This is a genomic window from Puia sp. (genome assembly GCF_036500295.1).
In the GTDB taxonomy this organism is placed as follows: Bacteria; Bacteroidota; Bacteroidia; order Chitinophagales; family Chitinophagaceae; genus Puia.
On sequence record NZ_DASYCH010000140.1, the window covers coordinates 55,085 to 71,956 of the forward strand.

Annotated in this window: 13 protein-coding genes and 2 tRNA genes; 7 read left to right on the top strand and 8 right to left on the bottom strand. The window is 54.1% G+C overall.

Annotated features, from left to right (window positions below):
* Positions 1-123: 123 nt before the first annotated feature.
* Both VGM48_RS25050 and VGM48_RS25055 read right to left on the bottom strand, forming a co-directional pair.
* Positions 124-196, bottom strand: a tRNA-Lys gene (locus tag VGM48_RS25050).
* A gap of 293 nt (positions 197-489) precedes the next feature.
* Complete coding sequence (locus VGM48_RS25055; RefSeq protein ID WP_331583763.1) at positions 490-666, bottom strand: hypothetical protein; 177 nt, start codon at positions 664-666, stop codon at positions 490-492.
* Between the two features lie 33 nt (positions 667-699).
* Here VGM48_RS25055 and VGM48_RS25060 point away from each other — a divergent pair, with 33 nt between their 5' ends.
* From VGM48_RS25060 to VGM48_RS25075, 4 genes are all read left to right on the top strand, one after another.
* Entirely contained in the window at positions 700-1,104 is a 405-nt protein-coding gene (locus tag VGM48_RS25060) for a hypothetical protein (RefSeq protein WP_331583765.1), read from the top strand.
* 351 nt (positions 1,105-1,455) lie between these two features.
* Positions 1,456-4,425, top strand: coding sequence for a SusC/RagA family TonB-linked outer membrane protein (locus VGM48_RS25065; RefSeq protein WP_331583767.1), 2,970 nt, complete (start codon positions 1,456-1,458; stop codon positions 4,423-4,425).
* A gap of 18 nt (positions 4,426-4,443) precedes the next feature.
* A complete protein-coding gene (locus tag VGM48_RS25070; RefSeq protein ID WP_331583769.1) occupies positions 4,444-6,060 on the top strand; it encodes a RagB/SusD family nutrient uptake outer membrane protein in 1,617 nt (538 codons plus the stop codon).
* A gap of 53 nt (positions 6,061-6,113) precedes the next feature.
* Positions 6,114-9,167: a beta-L-arabinofuranosidase domain-containing protein gene (locus VGM48_RS25075; protein ID WP_331583771.1), complete on the top strand. Its 3,054-nt coding sequence runs from the start codon at positions 6,114-6,116 to the stop codon at positions 9,165-9,167.
* 122 nt (positions 9,168-9,289) lie between these two features.
* On the opposite strand, the gene VGM48_RS25080 is transcribed toward VGM48_RS25075, so the two are convergent.
* The 4 genes from VGM48_RS25080 to VGM48_RS25095 form a co-directional block, all read right to left on the bottom strand.
* Positions 9,290-9,940, bottom strand: coding sequence for a hypothetical protein (locus VGM48_RS25080; protein WP_331583773.1), 651 nt, complete (start codon positions 9,938-9,940; stop codon positions 9,290-9,292).
* Between the two features lie 14 nt (positions 9,941-9,954).
* Positions 9,955-10,722 (bottom strand): sterol desaturase family protein, encoded by a 768-nt coding sequence (locus tag VGM48_RS25085; protein ID WP_331583775.1) that lies wholly within the window; start codon positions 10,720-10,722, stop codon positions 9,955-9,957.
* Positions 10,723-10,996: 274 nt separating this feature from the next.
* Positions 10,997-11,071, bottom strand: a tRNA-Val gene (locus VGM48_RS25090).
* Positions 11,072-11,181: 110 nt separating this feature from the next.
* Positions 11,182-13,203 carry a M1 family metallopeptidase gene (locus VGM48_RS25095; RefSeq protein ID WP_331583777.1) on the bottom strand — a complete coding sequence of 674 codons (2,022 nt, stop codon included), beginning with the start codon at positions 13,201-13,203 and terminating at the stop codon, positions 11,182-11,184.
* A 43-nt stretch (positions 13,204-13,246) separates the two neighbouring features.
* Here VGM48_RS25095 and VGM48_RS25100 point away from each other — a divergent pair, with 43 nt between their 5' ends.
* Positions 13,247-13,810 carry a DNA-3-methyladenine glycosylase I gene (locus VGM48_RS25100; RefSeq protein WP_331583779.1) on the top strand — a complete coding sequence of 188 codons (564 nt, stop codon included), beginning with the start codon at positions 13,247-13,249 and terminating at the stop codon, positions 13,808-13,810.
* Positions 13,811-13,814: 4 nt separating this feature from the next.
* A complete protein-coding gene (locus tag VGM48_RS25105; protein ID WP_331583781.1) occupies positions 13,815-14,405 on the top strand; it encodes a YdcF family protein in 591 nt (196 codons plus the stop codon).
* On the opposite strand, the gene VGM48_RS25110 is transcribed toward VGM48_RS25105, so the two are convergent.
* Positions 14,402-14,692 (bottom strand): muconolactone Delta-isomerase family protein, encoded by a 291-nt coding sequence (locus tag VGM48_RS25110; protein ID WP_331583783.1) that lies wholly within the window; start codon positions 14,690-14,692, stop codon positions 14,402-14,404. The two genes, VGM48_RS25105 and VGM48_RS25110, sit on opposite strands and share 4 nt — an antisense overlap.
* Positions 14,693-14,764: 72 nt before the next feature.
* Positions 14,765-16,048: a tRNA (N(6)-L-threonylcarbamoyladenosine(37)-C(2))-methylthiotransferase MtaB gene (mtaB, locus tag VGM48_RS25115; RefSeq protein WP_331583785.1), complete on the bottom strand. Its 1,284-nt coding sequence runs from the start codon at positions 16,046-16,048 to the stop codon at positions 14,765-14,767.
* 34 nt (positions 16,049-16,082) lie between these two features.
* Here mtaB and VGM48_RS25120 point away from each other — a divergent pair, with 34 nt between their 5' ends.
* Positions 16,083-16,865: a lysophospholipid acyltransferase family protein gene (locus VGM48_RS25120; protein ID WP_331583787.1), complete on the top strand. Its 783-nt coding sequence runs from the start codon at positions 16,083-16,085 to the stop codon at positions 16,863-16,865.
* The last annotated feature ends 7 nt before the right edge of the window (positions 16,866-16,872 follow it).

A 16,872-nucleotide genomic window follows, 5' to 3' on the forward strand; every position in this document is an offset into this window, starting at 1 on the left:
TGATCTCTTTGCGTTTTATGATCTTCAAATTAGTGAAATTTCGTCGTCTCCGGATGGGGTGCGAAAGGTAGTAAATGAAAAAAGCACCTGGGCGCGGTTTGCTTCCAAGTGCTTCATTTTCAGTGTCCCCGCACGGGCTCGAACCGTGGACCCGCTGATTAAGAGTCAGCTGCTCTACCAACTGAGCTACAGAGACATATCTCTTTATTGAGATTGGACGGCAAAATTACGGAAAAAGAGTAAATCAAGATCAAAATGGGCAAATTTTTTTGGACGAGGCGGGGTTCATGAAGTGGCCCGGTTGACGCGGCAGGAAAGCCATTCATCCCGAAGGGCCGCGGGGTCTTTTACCTGTGAAGCCAGCGAAGGTCAGAGGAGGGAATAACACTCTTTACTATGAACCGTTTCTGCTTATTGATCACCGTTATATGCATTTGGGATCGGGGGAGTCTGCAGTTTGCCGCATGGGCCGGACAGTAGATTGCGCAGCTATTTTTTGCAGACGCCGCAGGAGCCGCCTTGTTTTGCGCAATGCTTGCAGTAGTTGCAGTTCTTGCAGGCCTTGCAGTTTTTGGCGCCAGTGCAGGTGGCTTCGGGGTGGGTGAAACTGTAAACGGTGAGGGAGAGCAGGAAGGCGGAGGCGGTCAGGAGGAGGAGTCTTTTCATATCTTTAGGTTTAATACGATCAAGATATAGAATATGGCAGATACCATCAACTATGTTTTAGACCCGATTGGGTTTATCCGGAGCGGGTTACGGACCCGGGAGGACGCGCCGAGGCAAGGATTTGAAGGGGCGCCGGATGTCTGGCTGGAGCTCGCTGAGGCGGTTGCGCCGGCATTACAGGGAGTGGAAGTTGGCGACGAATTCGTCGTGATCACCTGGCCACCGGTGCATGAAATAAAAGGCGACGGGGACGGCGATAAGCAGCGAAATGCCGACAAGCCGAACGAAGTCGAGCGAGAGCAGCCGCCAGAGAAGTTATCGGATATGCTGGATATCCGGTTGGCGACGTGCTGGAGTTTCAGCAGCAGGATCAAGAAGTTGATGGAGGAGAATAAGAAGGAGTTGCACAATGCGGGGAGAAGGGATGGAGGAAGTTGATTATGACGAGGTTGAGCCCGGCCGGCCGGGTTTAAATAAATGGAAACGTATACTGCGGCGATAACGCGCCGGCGTCGATCCCAAATGTAAAATGCCCTTCAGCGTTGCCGAGGGGTATTTTGTTGTGCACGCAAGCTGGTTAATTCCCGCGTATAACCGGTTAATATCCGATCTGAATAATTGTTAAATTGACATTAATTTAGAATTGGACACACACATCCCCTGATCCTAACCGCCCGACGATTGCTCAGCCCAAGTTAAGTTCGTTGTAACTGGCTGAACGGGTATATTTTTCCCTACCCTATACTCATTCGGCATTTAAACCAACAAACACCATAAAGCTTAACTTTTATGAAAAAACTGCTATGCCTTCTCGTGCCTGCCATCGTAGGCCTGTTGATCGTGAAAGACTCCCTCGGTTCTCCACCATTGCCTCCCATTCACATTCAAGGTACGGTCCGCGACTTTCAAAACGGTCAGCCATTACAAGGTGTTACCGTGCGGGGGAAATTCAGCACGGCGACGACCGCAACCGATGCCAACGGGAAGTTCACCCTGGAAATACCGGATAACGAAACGACGCTCGTTATCTCCATGATCGGGTATACCCCACAGGAGATGACGATCGCGCGGCGCACCAGCTTTACCATCGAGATGAAACCCACCGCCAGCAACCTCAACGAAGTGGTGGTCGTAGGTTATGGTACGCAGAAGAAAGCGGACCTTACCAGCGCCGTCGCCAGCGTAAAAGCCGGGGACTTCGTTAAGGGGAATGTCATCGATGCAGGCCAGCTCATCCAGGGCAAGGTCGCCGGCGTGACCGTCAATGTCCCCAGCGGCGATCCTACCGGTAACTCTGTTATCATGCTGCGGGGGATCACCACCCTGGCCTCCGGTTCTCAGCCGCTGATCCTTATCGATGGAATTCCCGGCAACCTCAACACGGTGGCGCCGGAAGACATCGAGTCTGTCGACGTGCTGAAGGACGGTTCGGCTGCGGCCATCTATGGCACCCGTGGGACTAACGGGGTTATCCTCATTACGACCAAGCGGGCTTCCGGCCTCGCCGAACCGGTCATCGACTACAGCGGTAGCCTCAGCACCCAGCAGATCGTGAAGAAGCTGGACCTGCTTAATGCCGCGGATTACAAACGACTGGCGGCAGCCGGTTCCAACCGCATCGACTATGGCCACAGCACCGACTGGCTGAAGGAGGTCACCCGCACTCCGTTCACGCAGATCCATAATATCAGCCTCCGTGGCGGCACCAGCAAGACCAATTATGTAGCCGACGTCAACTACCGCGGTCTGCAGGGGATCTTCCTCAATTCCGATAACAAGACCTTCACCGGTCACCTGCAGATCAATCACAGTATGTTCGACGGCAAGCTGAAGGCCATGGCCGATATCGTCAGCTCGGAGAATAAATATTATACGACAGGTGACGGCACCGGCTTCAGCACCCTCACTTACCGTCAGGCGGTCATCCGCAACCCTACCGACCAGGTGAAGGACACCGCCGGCAACTGGCAGGAACGCAGCATTTATGTCTACCAGAATCCTGTCACCATGTTGCGGGAAAGCCACGGCGAGAACGACGCCACGAACACCCGATACAGCGGATCGTTGCTTTTCGAACCGATCAGCGGCCTGCGGTTCAAGGGGCTGGCTTCCACCACCCGTTACTATCAGACCCGGGGTTATACCGAGACCAAGAAGAATATCTCCAACACCCGCGACGGACGGAATGGCTATGCTTCCTATGGCGCGGCTACCGCTATCGACAACCTCATCGAGTTGACTGCCGAATATAACAAGCGATTCGGAGATCATGCCCTGACCCTCCTTGGCGGTTTCAGCTACCAGGACAATACCCACTCCAACTCCTGGATGCAGAACTGGGACTTCCCCACCGACGTTTTCGGTTGGGATAATATAGGAGCGGGTAATGCCCTCAAGGAAGGCCTGGCCGTCGAACATACCGACCGTGCCCATTCCAACCTCGTCGGCTTCTTTGGCCGGTTGAACTATAACTACCAGGAAAAATATCTCCTGCAGGCCAGCATCCGGCATGAGGGCTCCTCCAAGTTCGGGGCCAATCATAAATTCGGGAACTTCCCTGCGGTATCTGCGGGTTGGCGGCTCAGCAAAGAGGAGTTCATGAAGGGACAGACCCTGTTCAACGACCTGAAGATCCGCGCGGGGTATGGGATCACCGGTACGGCTCCGAGTGATGAATATGCCGCGTTGCCCCAGTTAGCGTACGGGGGATATACCCTTCAAAACGGCGTATGGGTCCCAGATCTGTCACCCAACCAGAACCCCAATCCTGACCTTAAATGGGAAAAGAAGACCGAGGTCAACATCGGGCTCGATTTCGCTCTTCTGAACAACCGGATCAGCGGTACCTTCGATTATTACAACCGGAAGACCCACGACATGCTCTACCAGTACAGCGTACCCACCCCTCCTTACCTGTATCCCACGATCACCGCCAATGTAGGGGTCATGCAGAACAAGGGGTGGGAGGTGATGTTGAACTTCGTACCGGTTACCAGCAAAGATTTCCAATGGAATGCCAGCATCTACGGATCACATAACGACAACCGGCTGGTTACGCTGTCCAATAGCCTTTACCAGACCACGGTCGATTATTTCGACGTCGGCTATACCGGCGAACCTATCCAGACCTCCACTCACCGCGTACAGATCGGCAAACCCATCGGCAACTTCTACGGATATAAAGTAGTCGACATCACCAACGACGGCAAATGGGTCTATGCTACAAACGACGGGAAGACGACGCTGGACAAGGACGCCAATAATAAGCAAATCCTCGGCAACGGCATCCCCAAGTACTACGCGGGGTTCAACAATAGCTTCCGGTATAAGAACCTGAGCCTGTCCGTTACCATGCGCGGGGCCTTTAAATTCCAGAACCTCAACTTCCAGCGCATGTACTACGAGAACCCGACCATCACTCAGTACAACAGCCTGCGCTCTGCCTACAATAAGGTGTTTGGAAAGACCCAGCTCAACGACGTGCTGGAATATACCAGCAATTATATCGAGAACGGCGATTACTGGAAGATCGACAACATTACGCTGGGATACAACTTCAATATGCATAACAACAAGATCATAAAGGTTCTTCGGGTTTATGCTTCAACCCTCAATACCGCGACGATCACCAAATACAAGGGGCTAGATCCCGAAGTGATGATCCAGGATCCCACGCAGCCATTGGCCTATGGGGACGATGGCCGTGACAAGTATCCCACTACCCGTACCTATACCATTGGCGTAAACCTGACATTCTAACCCATAAAGAACATTTATATGATCAAGAAGCTTTCCATATACACCCTGTTGTCCGGCCTGCTTTGCTTTGGCTGTACCAAGGTGGACAACATCCTTTATTCAACGATCGACTCGGATAAATTTATTCCGACCAAAGACGATGTGAATTCACTCGTGGGACCGGCCTACGCCACGCTCCGCGATCTCGAAATGGGCTGGGATGCCATGTATGATCTGGAAGAGATCTGCGCCGACGAACTGGTCATTCCCGCCCGGCCCAACGGCTGGGTAGACGGCGGCGTGTACAAGACGATGCATCTTCATACGTTCAACTCATTGCAACCGCATATCGAGACCGTATGGGCCGATTGCTACACCGGGATCACCAACTGTAACCGCGTCCTCTTTCAGATCGAATCCGGGAAGATCCCCGTTACCGACGGCAAGGACGCCATCCTCGCCGAGCTGCGGGCGCTGCGGGCGTTATATTACTACGAGCTTTGCGATAATTTCGGGAATGTCCCCCTCGTGACCAGCTATGAGGTCAAGGTTGGCGAACTTCCCAAACAGAATACCCGCAAGGAAGTGTACGATTTCATCTCGAGCGAACTGCATAGCACCATGCCTTTGCTTTCGCCCGTGGTAGACAAGTCCACTTATGGCAAGATGAACCGGTATGCCGCCTGGACGCTCCTGGCCAAATTGTATCTGAACGCCGAAGTCTACACCGGCACCCCTCAATGGGATAGCTGCCGCATCGCCTGCGACTCCGTGATCAACTCGAATAAGTATATCCTGGAAGCAAACCAGGAAGATGTCTTTAAAACGGACAATGAGAACTCGCAGGAGATCATCTTTGCCATTCCCTTCGATGAGAAATACGCCACCGGCTTCAACCTTGTCGAAAAGACCCTGCAGCCTATTTCGCAACATACGTATAACCTGCAGGCTTCGCCCTGGGGAGGCATCTGTGCGATCCCGCAGTTTATTAACACGTTCGATTCAAATGACAACCGGCTCAAGACGAACTGGATCCAGGGACCGCAATACGATGCCAATTCTGGTCAGCAACTGGGTTGTGAATATCCGCCGCTCTCTACCGCAGGCCACAAGCTGGAGTTCATCAACAGTCTGCCGGGTATCGACTCTTCGCAGGAGATCGACGGCTTCCGCCTTGGTAAGTACGAGTTCCGAATGAACGCGCTTTTCGATCTGAGCAACGACTGCCCCTTCTTCCGTTATGCCGATGTGCTGATGATGAAGGCTGAGGCGTTGCTGCGCACCGGCCAGGCCGATGATGCCGCGGCTATCGTGACACAGGTTCGTCAGCGAAGCTTCAAGGCCAACCCTATCAAGGCGACGGTTACCGGTGCCGCCCTGATCGCCGGCAGCGGTTACAAGTATGGGGTGGCTGTCAACGACAAGATCGCTGCACCGGAAGGTGGCGCCGATATCAAGTACGGCCGTTTTCTCGATGAGTTGGGTTGGGAGTTTGCTATGGAAGGACGTCGCCGGACCGACATGATCCGGTTTGGGGTGTTCACCAAGAAGTCGTGGTTGTCGCACCGGCCAAATGGAGATTTCCGGACGCTTTTTCCCATCCCGCAGGATGAGCTCGATAAGAACAATAATCTCAAACAAAATCCTGGATATTAACCTTAAATTGCGGCGGCGGCCCATCCGGGCCGCCGCTTTATCAATTGTTTACTATGTTGAAGATCTTGTTGAACGTTCTATTGGTTGTTGCTGTTTTGGCAGAGGGTGTAAACACCGTTAGCGCACAAAGTGGCGACCAGATACTGGATGGGATTGGCGAAACGGGAATGGTTGCCCGCTATGTTTTTGATGGAGATGCCAAAGATTGGTCCCGAAATAATTTGCACGCAAGACTTCAGGGAGACAAGACTGGATTTGTCGAGGACAACCGGTTTGGAAAAGTTCTGTCGCTGCCCGGGGACAGCAATGCTTTTGTTACGATTCCCGGAGAGGCGTTGACGGATCTGGAATCGCTCAGTATTTCCGGCTGGATTTACCTGAGGTCGAAACAACCTGGCCAATGCCTTTTTGATTTCGGCCGGGATGCCGCCGGGCACGGGGATGCCGCGTGGCACAAGGATGCCGCCGGGCACAACGATGCCGCGTGGCATTTTGGGGCAGTTCCTTCCGATGTAGAAGTAAATAAATGGGTTCATTTGGTGGTCGTGATGGATGTTTCTTCGGGTTCCGTGATCACTTATGTCGACAGCAAGCCGGTGGGTGAAGCCATGAAGCTCCCAAAGGAGCTGGCGGATATCTTCGGGAAGCAGCCGGGGGAACGACGGCTTTATATCGGAAGGTCAGCATCGCCCGGTGAGCCGTTTCTTAATGCGATGATCCATGATCTTCGGATCTATCGGGTTGCGTTGAGCCGCGTTCAGGTGGCCGGCATCTTCAACAATGCCGGGAGAAGAGGGGGCATCAATGCGGGGGTGGTCAATACGACGGGGAAACGGGCAGGGGATAGCTTGCCCTATTTTTCGCCAACCGAGGCGCAGCTTTATAACAGCTGGTTGGTGCAGGTGTCGGATGTGGAAGTGGAAACTTCTGTAGGAAATTTGCCGCGGCTGCCAAGTTATGTTCAAGGGACCTACAAGGATGTAATGAAGGGTAAGGGTCCGGCCGTGAGGGTACTGTGGCCCTTTGCAACGGACAATAGCGCCGTTCTTAGTCCGGGCCATTATACCATCACCGGACGGGTTGCCGGAACGGATTTCCACCCGAAGGCATTTGTAACGGTAAAAGCCTCCACGAAATCGACTACTCCGGGTTTGAAGCTGGCGGTGTTTGATCTGGGCAAGGTGTCTTTAAACACCGATGCTCGTGGCCACGCAACCCAATTTATCGAGAACCGGGATAAATTTATCAATGGGCTGGCTAAGACCGATCCTAACTCGTTTCTTTATATGTTCCGCCAGGCTTTTGGCCAGAAGCAACCGGAGGGCGCAACGCCGTTGGGCGTATGGGACAGCCGGGACACCAAACTAAGGGGGCATGCCACGGGTCATTATCTCTCGGCCATCGCCCAGGCCTACGCCGGTACAGGTTATGACAAAGCCCTTCAGGCTAATTTCGCCCAGAAAATGGAGTATATGGTGAATACACTCTATGATCTGTCGCGACTTTCGGGAAAACCGAAAGAAGCGGGCGGTGCGGCCGTAGCCGATCCGACGGCGGTGCCATATGGACCGGGGAAGACGACGTATAATTCCGACCTCAGCGATACGGGCATCCGAAACGACTATTGGAACTGGGGAGTAGGATTTATCAGCGCCTATCCACCGGATCAGTTTATCATGCTGGAAAAGGGAGCGAAATACGGCGGGCGTCCAAACTCAATCTGGGCGCCGTATTATACGTTGCATAAAATTTTAGCCGGTCTGCTGGATGTATATGAAGTAACCGGTAATAAAAAGGCGCTTGCCATCGCGACGGGGATGGGTGATTGGGTCTATGCGCGCCTGAGTCAATTGCCGAAGGATACCCTTATAAAGATGTGGAATACCTATATTGCCGGGGAGTATGGAGGCATGAATGAGGTGATGGCCCGGTTGTACCGGATCACGGGCAAACCGACTTACCTGAAGACGGCGCACCTGTTTGATAATGTCAGGGTATTCTTCGGGGATACCGTTCACTCCAATGGGCTGGCAAAAAATGTAGATATCTTCCGGGGACTGCATGCCAATCAGCATATCCCGCAGATCGTGGGGAGTATGGAGATGTACCGCGATTCCCACGATCCGGAATATTACAAGATAGCCGATAACTTTTGGTATAAAGCCGTCAACGACTATATGTATAGCATCGGCGGTGTTGCGGGCGCGCGGAATCCCAACAATGCGGAATGTTTTATCAGCCAGCCGGGAACCCTGTATGAAAATGGATTTGCTGCCGGTGGGCAAAATGAGACCTGTGCCACCTACAATATGCTGAAACTGACCGATGACCTTTTCCTTTTCGATCCGCGGGGAGCGTTGATGGACTACTATGAGCGGGCATTGTACAACGATATTCTGGCTTCTGTTGCGGAGAATAGCCCTGCCAATACGTATCATATCCCGCTAAGACCCGGGTCGATCAAGCAGTTTGGCAATCCGGATATGACGGGTTTTACCTGCTGTAATGGTACGGCGCTGGAGAGCAGCACGAAGCTGCAGAATTCGATCTACTTTAGAAGTATGGATGATCAGGCACTTTATGTCAACCTGTATATCCCTTCGACGCTGGAATGGACGGAGCGCCATATACGGGTAGAGCAGACGACCAACTATCCGAATGAGGACAACACGCGGCTGACGATCAGGGGTAGTGGAAAGTTGGATCTCCATGTGCGGGTGCCGGGATGGGCTACGAAGGGATTTTTTGTGAGGATCAACGGGAAGGAGCAGAAGGTCTCTGCTAAGCCGGGCAGTTATCTGAAAATAAGCCGGGTGTGGAAGGATGGCGACGTTTTAGAATTGAAGATGCCGTTTACTTTTCACCTGGATCCGGTGATGGATCAGCCGAATATTGCGAGTCTGTTTTATGGGCCGGTGTTGCTGGCGGCGCAGGAGCCGGAGGCGAGGAAGGACTGGAGGAAGATAACGCTTGATGCGGAGGATCTTGGGAAGACGATTAAGGGGGATCCCGAGAAGTTGGAGTTTACGGTTGGGGATGTGGTTTTTAAGCCGTTTTATGAGACGTATGGGAGGAGTTCGGTTTATTTGGATGTGCGGTTGAAGTGAGGGTGCAAAGATTGGATATAAATGAAAAAAGCACCTGAGAGGTGCTTTTTTTGTGGGAGTTGACCGGTTCGAAAGGCCGGCCCCAAAAGACATGGTCTCGCACGGCGTAAAACATGCAATTTTTACAATTTTATAGAAAGTCCACTGTTCAGAATATACTTGCCGTAACCGGCTTCAAAAAACAACCCTGCCCGTTGAGATAACCTGAGTCGTACCCCAAGCGCGAACTGGCGGGCCAGATCAGGCAAATCAGCCCCGGTGACAGCCACCTTGCTGCCAGTAGGATCAGTGTACTCCTGTTGCCAGGTATTGATGCCAATGGCCGTCCTTAGATAAGGAGTCACGGTAGCGCTTATCGGAAAATATCTTACCAGGTTGATCATAAAACTCCAGGCCTCTAGCCGGCCGGTAAAGTTGGGAGAGGAGGAGGAATAATAATCGTAATAAGGCGCGCTGACTACCCCATGCGCTACCATCACCCCAATACTCATCCTCCTGCTGAACTGATAATTCACAGAGCCTGTGATGACTCCTGATTGTGAACTATTGCCCCTGTTGATTCCGTAATAATCGGGGAGATAGTTTCTGTCGAGATCGGGAAACCCATAACCGACCGAAACATTGACGGTAGGTACAAATGGAGGCTGGTTCCTGTTTCGCTGACGCCTGGCCCTGGTAACAGGAGGTCTGACCGGTGGTGTTACTACTATAACCTGCGCGTCTACTCCTTCTGTGATTAGCAATACCGATATAACAGCGAGAAGACTGATCATTCTTGTCATATACATCATCCTTTTGAGTTTAATTTACCGGTGAAGAGATCAATGAAACCTTTGAACACCAGCTTGAGCGGATTGTTACCAATAAAGCCAGTGGTAATGCCATAAGAGGATTTTTCAGTTTCCGGTTGATAGGTTCTGAACAGCCTGTCCCAGATCATCAGTACGCCACCAAAGTTTTTGTCGATATAGATGGGATTTTTCCCATGGTGTACACGATGCGCAGAGGGACTGTCAATGAAGCCCTCCAGTCTACCCCATTTCCCGACGGCTTCCGTATGCATGAAAAACTGATACAACAGGTTGAGCCCATAGCTAAGGGCAATAAAGAAAGGGGGAAAACCTGTAAGGGCCAATGGAAGAAAGAAAAATGGACTGATCAATGCGGTCAGCCAGTTGAGACGATAGGAGGTGGTCAGGTTTATATAGGGACTTGAATGGTGGACGAGATGAAAAGCCCAGAGAGGCCGCCATTTATGGGAAAGCCGGTGAAACCAGTAATAAATAAAATCGACCAGGATAAAGCAGGCCGCAAATGTCCATTTCATAGCCGGCAGGTGTACCGGTGCGTAATAGGAGGCGCCCCGTAATATGAATAGCTGGTAGCCGGCAAAAAGGTATTTCAACAGTTGAAATCCTGCCAGGATAACGATATTGGCAAGGGTGTCTTTCACGCCATAGGCGTTCTTATCCTGCCGCCAGCTCCAGATGATCTCTGCCGTAATCAGCATTAGCAGGAAAATGCCGATCGCAATGGTATGCGCTCCGTGTTTCATGAGAATTTCTGTTTTAAATTATGATCCTGCAAGTATGACGCATCGCGGGACGAGATGTGAGGTAAAACACGGTGAGACGGGCAAAAAGAGGATTAGACCGGACTTGAGGTGTTCTTGAAGACCCTTTTTTTGATTTTCAGCGGAGAGGACAGTTGAGGGGAAAGAGGAAAAATAAGGACCACCGGTCGACCATTTCTGGCGATGTTAGGCACAATGTTAGGCACAAAAGAAAAAAGCACCTAACGATTGACCGTTAAGTGCTTCATTTTCTGAGTGGGAGTTGACGGGTTCGAACCGCCGACCCTCTGCTTGTAAGGCAGATGCTCTGAACCAGCTGAGCTAAACTCCCTTTTTTCCTTTAACAGATTGGTTTTCTGTAGAAAGGAGTGCAAAGATAAGGGGTAAACTGAAATTCATGAAATTTTTGTGGAATTTTTTCGTGGGGCGCCGGCCGGATGGCTAGGGCGCTTTCCAGGTATTATTATCGCGGTTTGCGTCGGGCAGCACGTGGTCGGGGTCGAGGGTAACGGCGGCGAGGGCTTGCGTCGCGGGGAAGCGGAGGGTGCGGGTGCCGGACTGCAGCCAGGTCTCGACGGGGAGGGCGATGCGTTGCCTGGTGCCGTCCTTCCAGGTGAGTTCGAGGGTGCAGGGGAAGGCCATGCGGTCGAGGAGGGCGATGGTGACCGCGACCTCGGAGGCCGAGGCGGTGCCGATGTTTTGAACGGACTGCACGGCGGCGTCGAAATTCCAATTATGGAGGAACCAGCCGCGCCAGAACCAGGAGAGGTCTTCGCCGGCTTCGTTGTCCATCATGCGGAAGAAATCGTGGGGACCGGGATGGCGGAAGGCCCAGCTTTGGATATAGCGGCGGAAGGCGTAGTCGAAACGTTCGGGCCCCAGGATCTGCTCGCGCAGCAGGACGAGGCCGAGGGCGGGCTTGAAATACACCATGGGATGACGGTATTTTTCGGGGATGCCGTCGGCGCGGGTCATCATCACCGGAGTCTGCGGGTCTTTGAGGGTAGGGAGGATCTCGTCGACAGGATTGCCGCCGCCGGGCGCATATTCGTCGTCGCGTTTGGGCGCGTATTCGCCCTTGTTGAAGAAGTCCGAGGCGTAGATGTCGATAAACGTGTTGAAGCCCTCATCCATCCAGGGATAGGTCCGTTCGTCGGAGCCGACGATCATGGGGAACCAGTTGTGGCCGATCTCATGCGCGGTAACCCAGAACAATACTTTGCCTTTATCGCCGATGCCATCGAAGACGATACCGGGGTATTCCATGCCGCCGGCGATGCCCGCTTCGTTGATGGCGGTGGGATAGGGGTAGACAAGCCACTTCTGCGAGAAATATTCGATCGACCCCTTGAGGTATTCCGTGGCACGGCCCCAGGCGTCCGCTCCGGCGCTTTCCACGGGATAGACCGACATGGCCAGGGACTTTTTCCCACCGGGAAGATTGACGCGGGCGGCGTCCCAGATATACGCGCGGGACGCACCAAAGGCGACGTCGCGGGTGTTGGCCATCCTGAAATGCCAGGTTAGGACACCGTTATGGGCGGGACGGGCAGCGGGATTGCCGATCTCGGCGGCATCGCGGATCATCACGGTCTGATCACTCGCACGGGCCTTCGCCAGGCGGCTCTGCTGCGCGGCGGTGAGCACCTCCTGCGGGTTGACCAGTTCACCCGAGCCGGCCACGATCATATCCCAGGGCACGGTGACGCGGTAGTCGAAGTCGCCATACTCATCGTAAAACTCCCCGCTACCCAGAAAGGGCAGGGTATTCCAGCCGTCGCGGTCGTCATAGACACACATCCGCGGATACCATTGGGCGATCTCGAAGATCTTGCCATTGGCGGTGGCGACATAGTCGGTGCGGTTGCCGAAGTCTCCGGGTATGGTATAGCGATAACGGATGAGGATGCTGATGCGGCCGCCCTTTGCCGCGAGGGGTTGCCTGAGGCGGATTTGCAACCGGGTATCGGTGATGCTATACTCCGCGTCGATGGTGGAGGTGCCCTGTTGCAGCTTTACGGATTGCAGCTGATAGCCCCCGGTATGACCGCCGGGCGTGGTGGTCGTATAAAAGTTGGAGCGGGCGTCGGACCGATAGGTCTGCTGGTCGAGATAGAGCCAGAGCGTATGCAGCGTATCGGGACTGTTATTGATATACCGGATGGCGGCGCTGCCTTCCAGTTGGTTTTTTGCCGTGTCGAGAGAAACGGACAGCGTGTAGTCGGCGCGGTTCTGCCAGTAAGCAGAGGATGGCGCGCCGTTGGCGCCGCGGGTGCTGAGATGAAGGCCGCCGTTAAATCCTGGCGCGAAGAGGGCCTGCGGATCGTAGACGCCGGAAGCGATCTGTTCGGGCAGCCCGGCGGCAGTCTGAGCGGTGGCAACGACGGCCGGGAAAACGACAGCGACGACAGCCACGATAGCGGCGAGTTTGCGAAGCCGGTTGGCGGGAGACAGTTTGCGCATGGAAAACGATTTTTCGAAGGCAAATCTATAGTATATTGTGCACATGGAAAATCTGAGTGGTTATTGCAAGGTCGTCGCTACCATGGACAAAGGCAACGTGCATGTCCATTACCACGACAACGAATATGGTTTCCCGATCGAAGACGACAATCATCTCTTTGCCCGGCTGATGCTCGAGATCAACCAGGCGGGGCTTTCGTGGACGACGATCCTCAATAAAAAGGATAATTTTTTCAAGGCTTTTGACAATTTCGATATCGATACCGTCGCGCGGTATGGCCAGAAGCAGAAGGACCGGCTGCTGGCGGATGCGGGGATCATCCGCAACCGGCTCAAGGTGGAAGCGGCGATCGAAAATGCTAAGAAGATAAAGTTGATCCAGAAGGAGTTTGGCTCGTTCAAGAACTGGCTCGACCATCATCATCCCCTGACCAGGGAAGAGTGGGTGAAGCTGTTTAAGAGTAACTTCCGGTTCACCGGCGGCGAGATCGTCGGCGAGTTCCTGATGAGCACGGGTTATCTGCCCGGGGCCCATGTGGAAGGCTGTGTTGTCTACAAGAAAGTGCTGAAGCATAAACCGGCCTGGGCCACAAAAAAGAAGAAATAGGTTTATGGCGAAGCAAAAAAAACGCTGGTTCCGTGGCGTATTCCTGGTATTGATCGCCTGGCCGGTGATCCATATGCTGTATGCCTGTTATGATGGGTTACATGCTTACAAGGGCAAGGCCGATATCGCGGTGGTGCTTGGCAACCATGTCTTTCCCGACAGTACGCTTTCGCCGGTATTGCAGGGACGGGTAGACAGGGCCTTGCAGCTATACCGCGACGGGCGGGTCCCGCGGATCATGGTCAGCGGCGGCAAAGGGCAACCGGAAATGGGCAGGCCGCCGGTTCCCGAGGGACTGGCGATGAAGCTTTACCTCGTCGCGCACGGAGTTCCGGCCGACCGGATCATCGAAGACAACGACGGAGAAAATACCTACCTGACGGCCAGGGATTTTCTGCCCGTGGCGGACAGTCTCCATATTCATTCCGCGATAGCCGTATCCAGTTTTTATCATCTTACCCGGACAAAATACATCATGCGGAAGGTGGGCTTCCACAACGTGCAGGGCGTCGCCTCCGGGAGTTTCTTTGCGGCCGATGTCTGGGGATTGGTCCGCGATTGTATCGCCTTTTACAAGTATGTCGTCGTGTACTAGTTGAGTTGTACAACGGGAAGGCGGTAGTGCAGGCCGTCGACCATGAACAATTCATCGATCTCGTACGACCAGTACTTGAAGAGCGGCGATTTGGAAAGATATTTTTCAACCGATTTTCTGTCTTCGGCCGAGAACGTGATCCAGACGCGCTGGGATTCCATCGTCACGACATAGTGATCGATGACGCCTTGCTCGATCAACTTGTTGATGTAGGTGCGGTGTGGTGGAACCAATGCTGCAAAGTCATCGTTCATTTCGAATTGTATGGTCACCTGGAATTTTCGCATAGCTGCTAAACAAAGATAACAAGAATCCGGCTCCATTGTTTAGTACGCGCCAAACCGCCCGGCGGTTGCCTGTCAGAGCTGCCAGTCGAGGATGCGGTTGGCCCATTCTTGCCGGTAGGGCGTGGTCACCTTGATATAGTTATCGGTGTAGCCTTCCATCATCGACGTTTTTACGTGTCCTTCCAGCAGCACTTTGCGCGTCTGGCCCTGATGGCGGCGGATGAAATCCTGCATTTTGCGGTAGGAGAGATTGCGGAGGATCTTGTTCCGCTCGTTGCGCACGGCAATGGGGACGACAGGGGTGATGTCGAGGGCTTTGGTGTTAGGGCGTTCGGAGTAGGTGAAGACGTGGAGATAGCTGACGTCGAGGTCGACCAGGAAATCGACGGTTTCGCGGAAGTGCTCGTCCATCTCGCCGGGGAAGCCGACGATAACATCGACGCCGATGGCGCAATGGGGCATGACACTTTTGATCCTGTGGACCCGTTCGGCATAGAGTTCCCGCTTGTAGCGGCGACGCATCCCGCCGAGGATATGATTGCTGCCGCTTTGCAGGGGGATGTGGAAATGGGGCATAAAACGCCGGCTGGCGGCCGTCCAGTCGATCATCTCGGGCGTGAGCAGGTTGGGTTCGATGGAAGAGATGCGAAACCGGTCGATGCCGTCGATGGTATCGAGCGCTTTTATCAGCTGAAAGAAGGTTTCGGTCGTCCCGGCGCCGTCCGGGACCCGCCCAAAATCGCCCAGATTGACCCCTGTGAGCACGATCTCCCGGACATCGCCCCTGTCTGACAGTTGCCGAACGGTTTGCACCGTCTTTGCGACGCTGTCGCTGCGGCTGGCGCCCCGGGCCATGGGGATGGTACAGAAAGCGCAGCTATAGTCGCAGCCGTCCTGGACCTTGAGAAAGGTACGGGTGCGGTCGCCGAGGGAGTAGGAGGGGTGGAAACCGGTGACAGATTCGATGTCACAGCTACAGATCTTCGCCGGGCCGCCGGGTACCAGGTCGTGCAGGTGCCGGGCGAGGTTGAACTTTTCGGCGGCGCCCAGGACGAGGTCGACACCAGGGATCGCGGCGATCTCGGCGGGTTTTAGCTGGGCATAGCAGCCCATGATCACCACTGAACTGTCCGGGGCCTGGCGGCGGATCCTACGGACAAGATACCGGCATTCCTTGTCGGCATTATCGGTTACGCTGCAGGTATTGATCACGTAGACGTCGGCCACCTCGTCAAAATCCTTCCGTACAAACCCTTCGTTCTCCAGCAGCCGGGAGATGCCCGAGGTCTCCGAGAAGTTGAGTTTGCACCCGAGGGTGTGGAAGGCGATTGTTTTATGGGATGAAGCGGCGTCCATACGGGATTAGCGGGCAAAGATACTATATTTGGCGATGCGCCGAGTCCTCCTATTCCCTGTAAGGGTGATCTACTGCCTTTACGCGCTGCTCCTGTTTATCACGGGGATGCTGTGTGTCCTGCCCTTTGTGGCTGTTTTTTCCCTGCAGGACGCCAGGCGTGGGGGAGACCGGATGTACCGGTTCTGCCGGTGGTGGGATGCCACCTGGCTGACGCTGATCGGTATCCGTCACCGGAACTCATATGAATCGGAGCCCGATCCCCGGCGTCAGTACATCTTTATCTCCAACCATATCAGCTATCTCGATATTCCCATGATCCTGCGGGCCGTTCCGCGGGACTCCCTGCGTATTTTGGGGAAGATAGAGACGGCCCGCATCCCCCTTTTCGGCTATATCTACAGCCGGGCCGTGGTGATGGTGGACCGGCGGAATGCCCAGGAGCGCAGCCGGAGCGTTCGGGAGCTGAAGAGTGTTCTGTCGATGGGGATATCGGTTTTCATTTTCCCCGAAGGGACTTTTAATGAGACGGGCCGGCCGCTGAAGGATTTTTATGACGGGGCATTCCGGATCGCCATCGAGACGCAGACGCCGTTGCAGCCGATCCTGTTCCTGGGGACCTATGAGCTGATGCATTACCGGAGTATCTTTTCGATACGGCCGGGACGGCTTGAGTCGGTGTTTTTACCGGCGGTGGAAGTGCAGGGCCTCCGGCTGGCCGATCTGCCGGAGTTGAAGGAACAGGTTTACCGGCAGATGGAAGCGGCGTTGCTCAGATATGGGGCACCGTGGGTGACCGATCGCGGGACCGGGGGCTGACAATAAA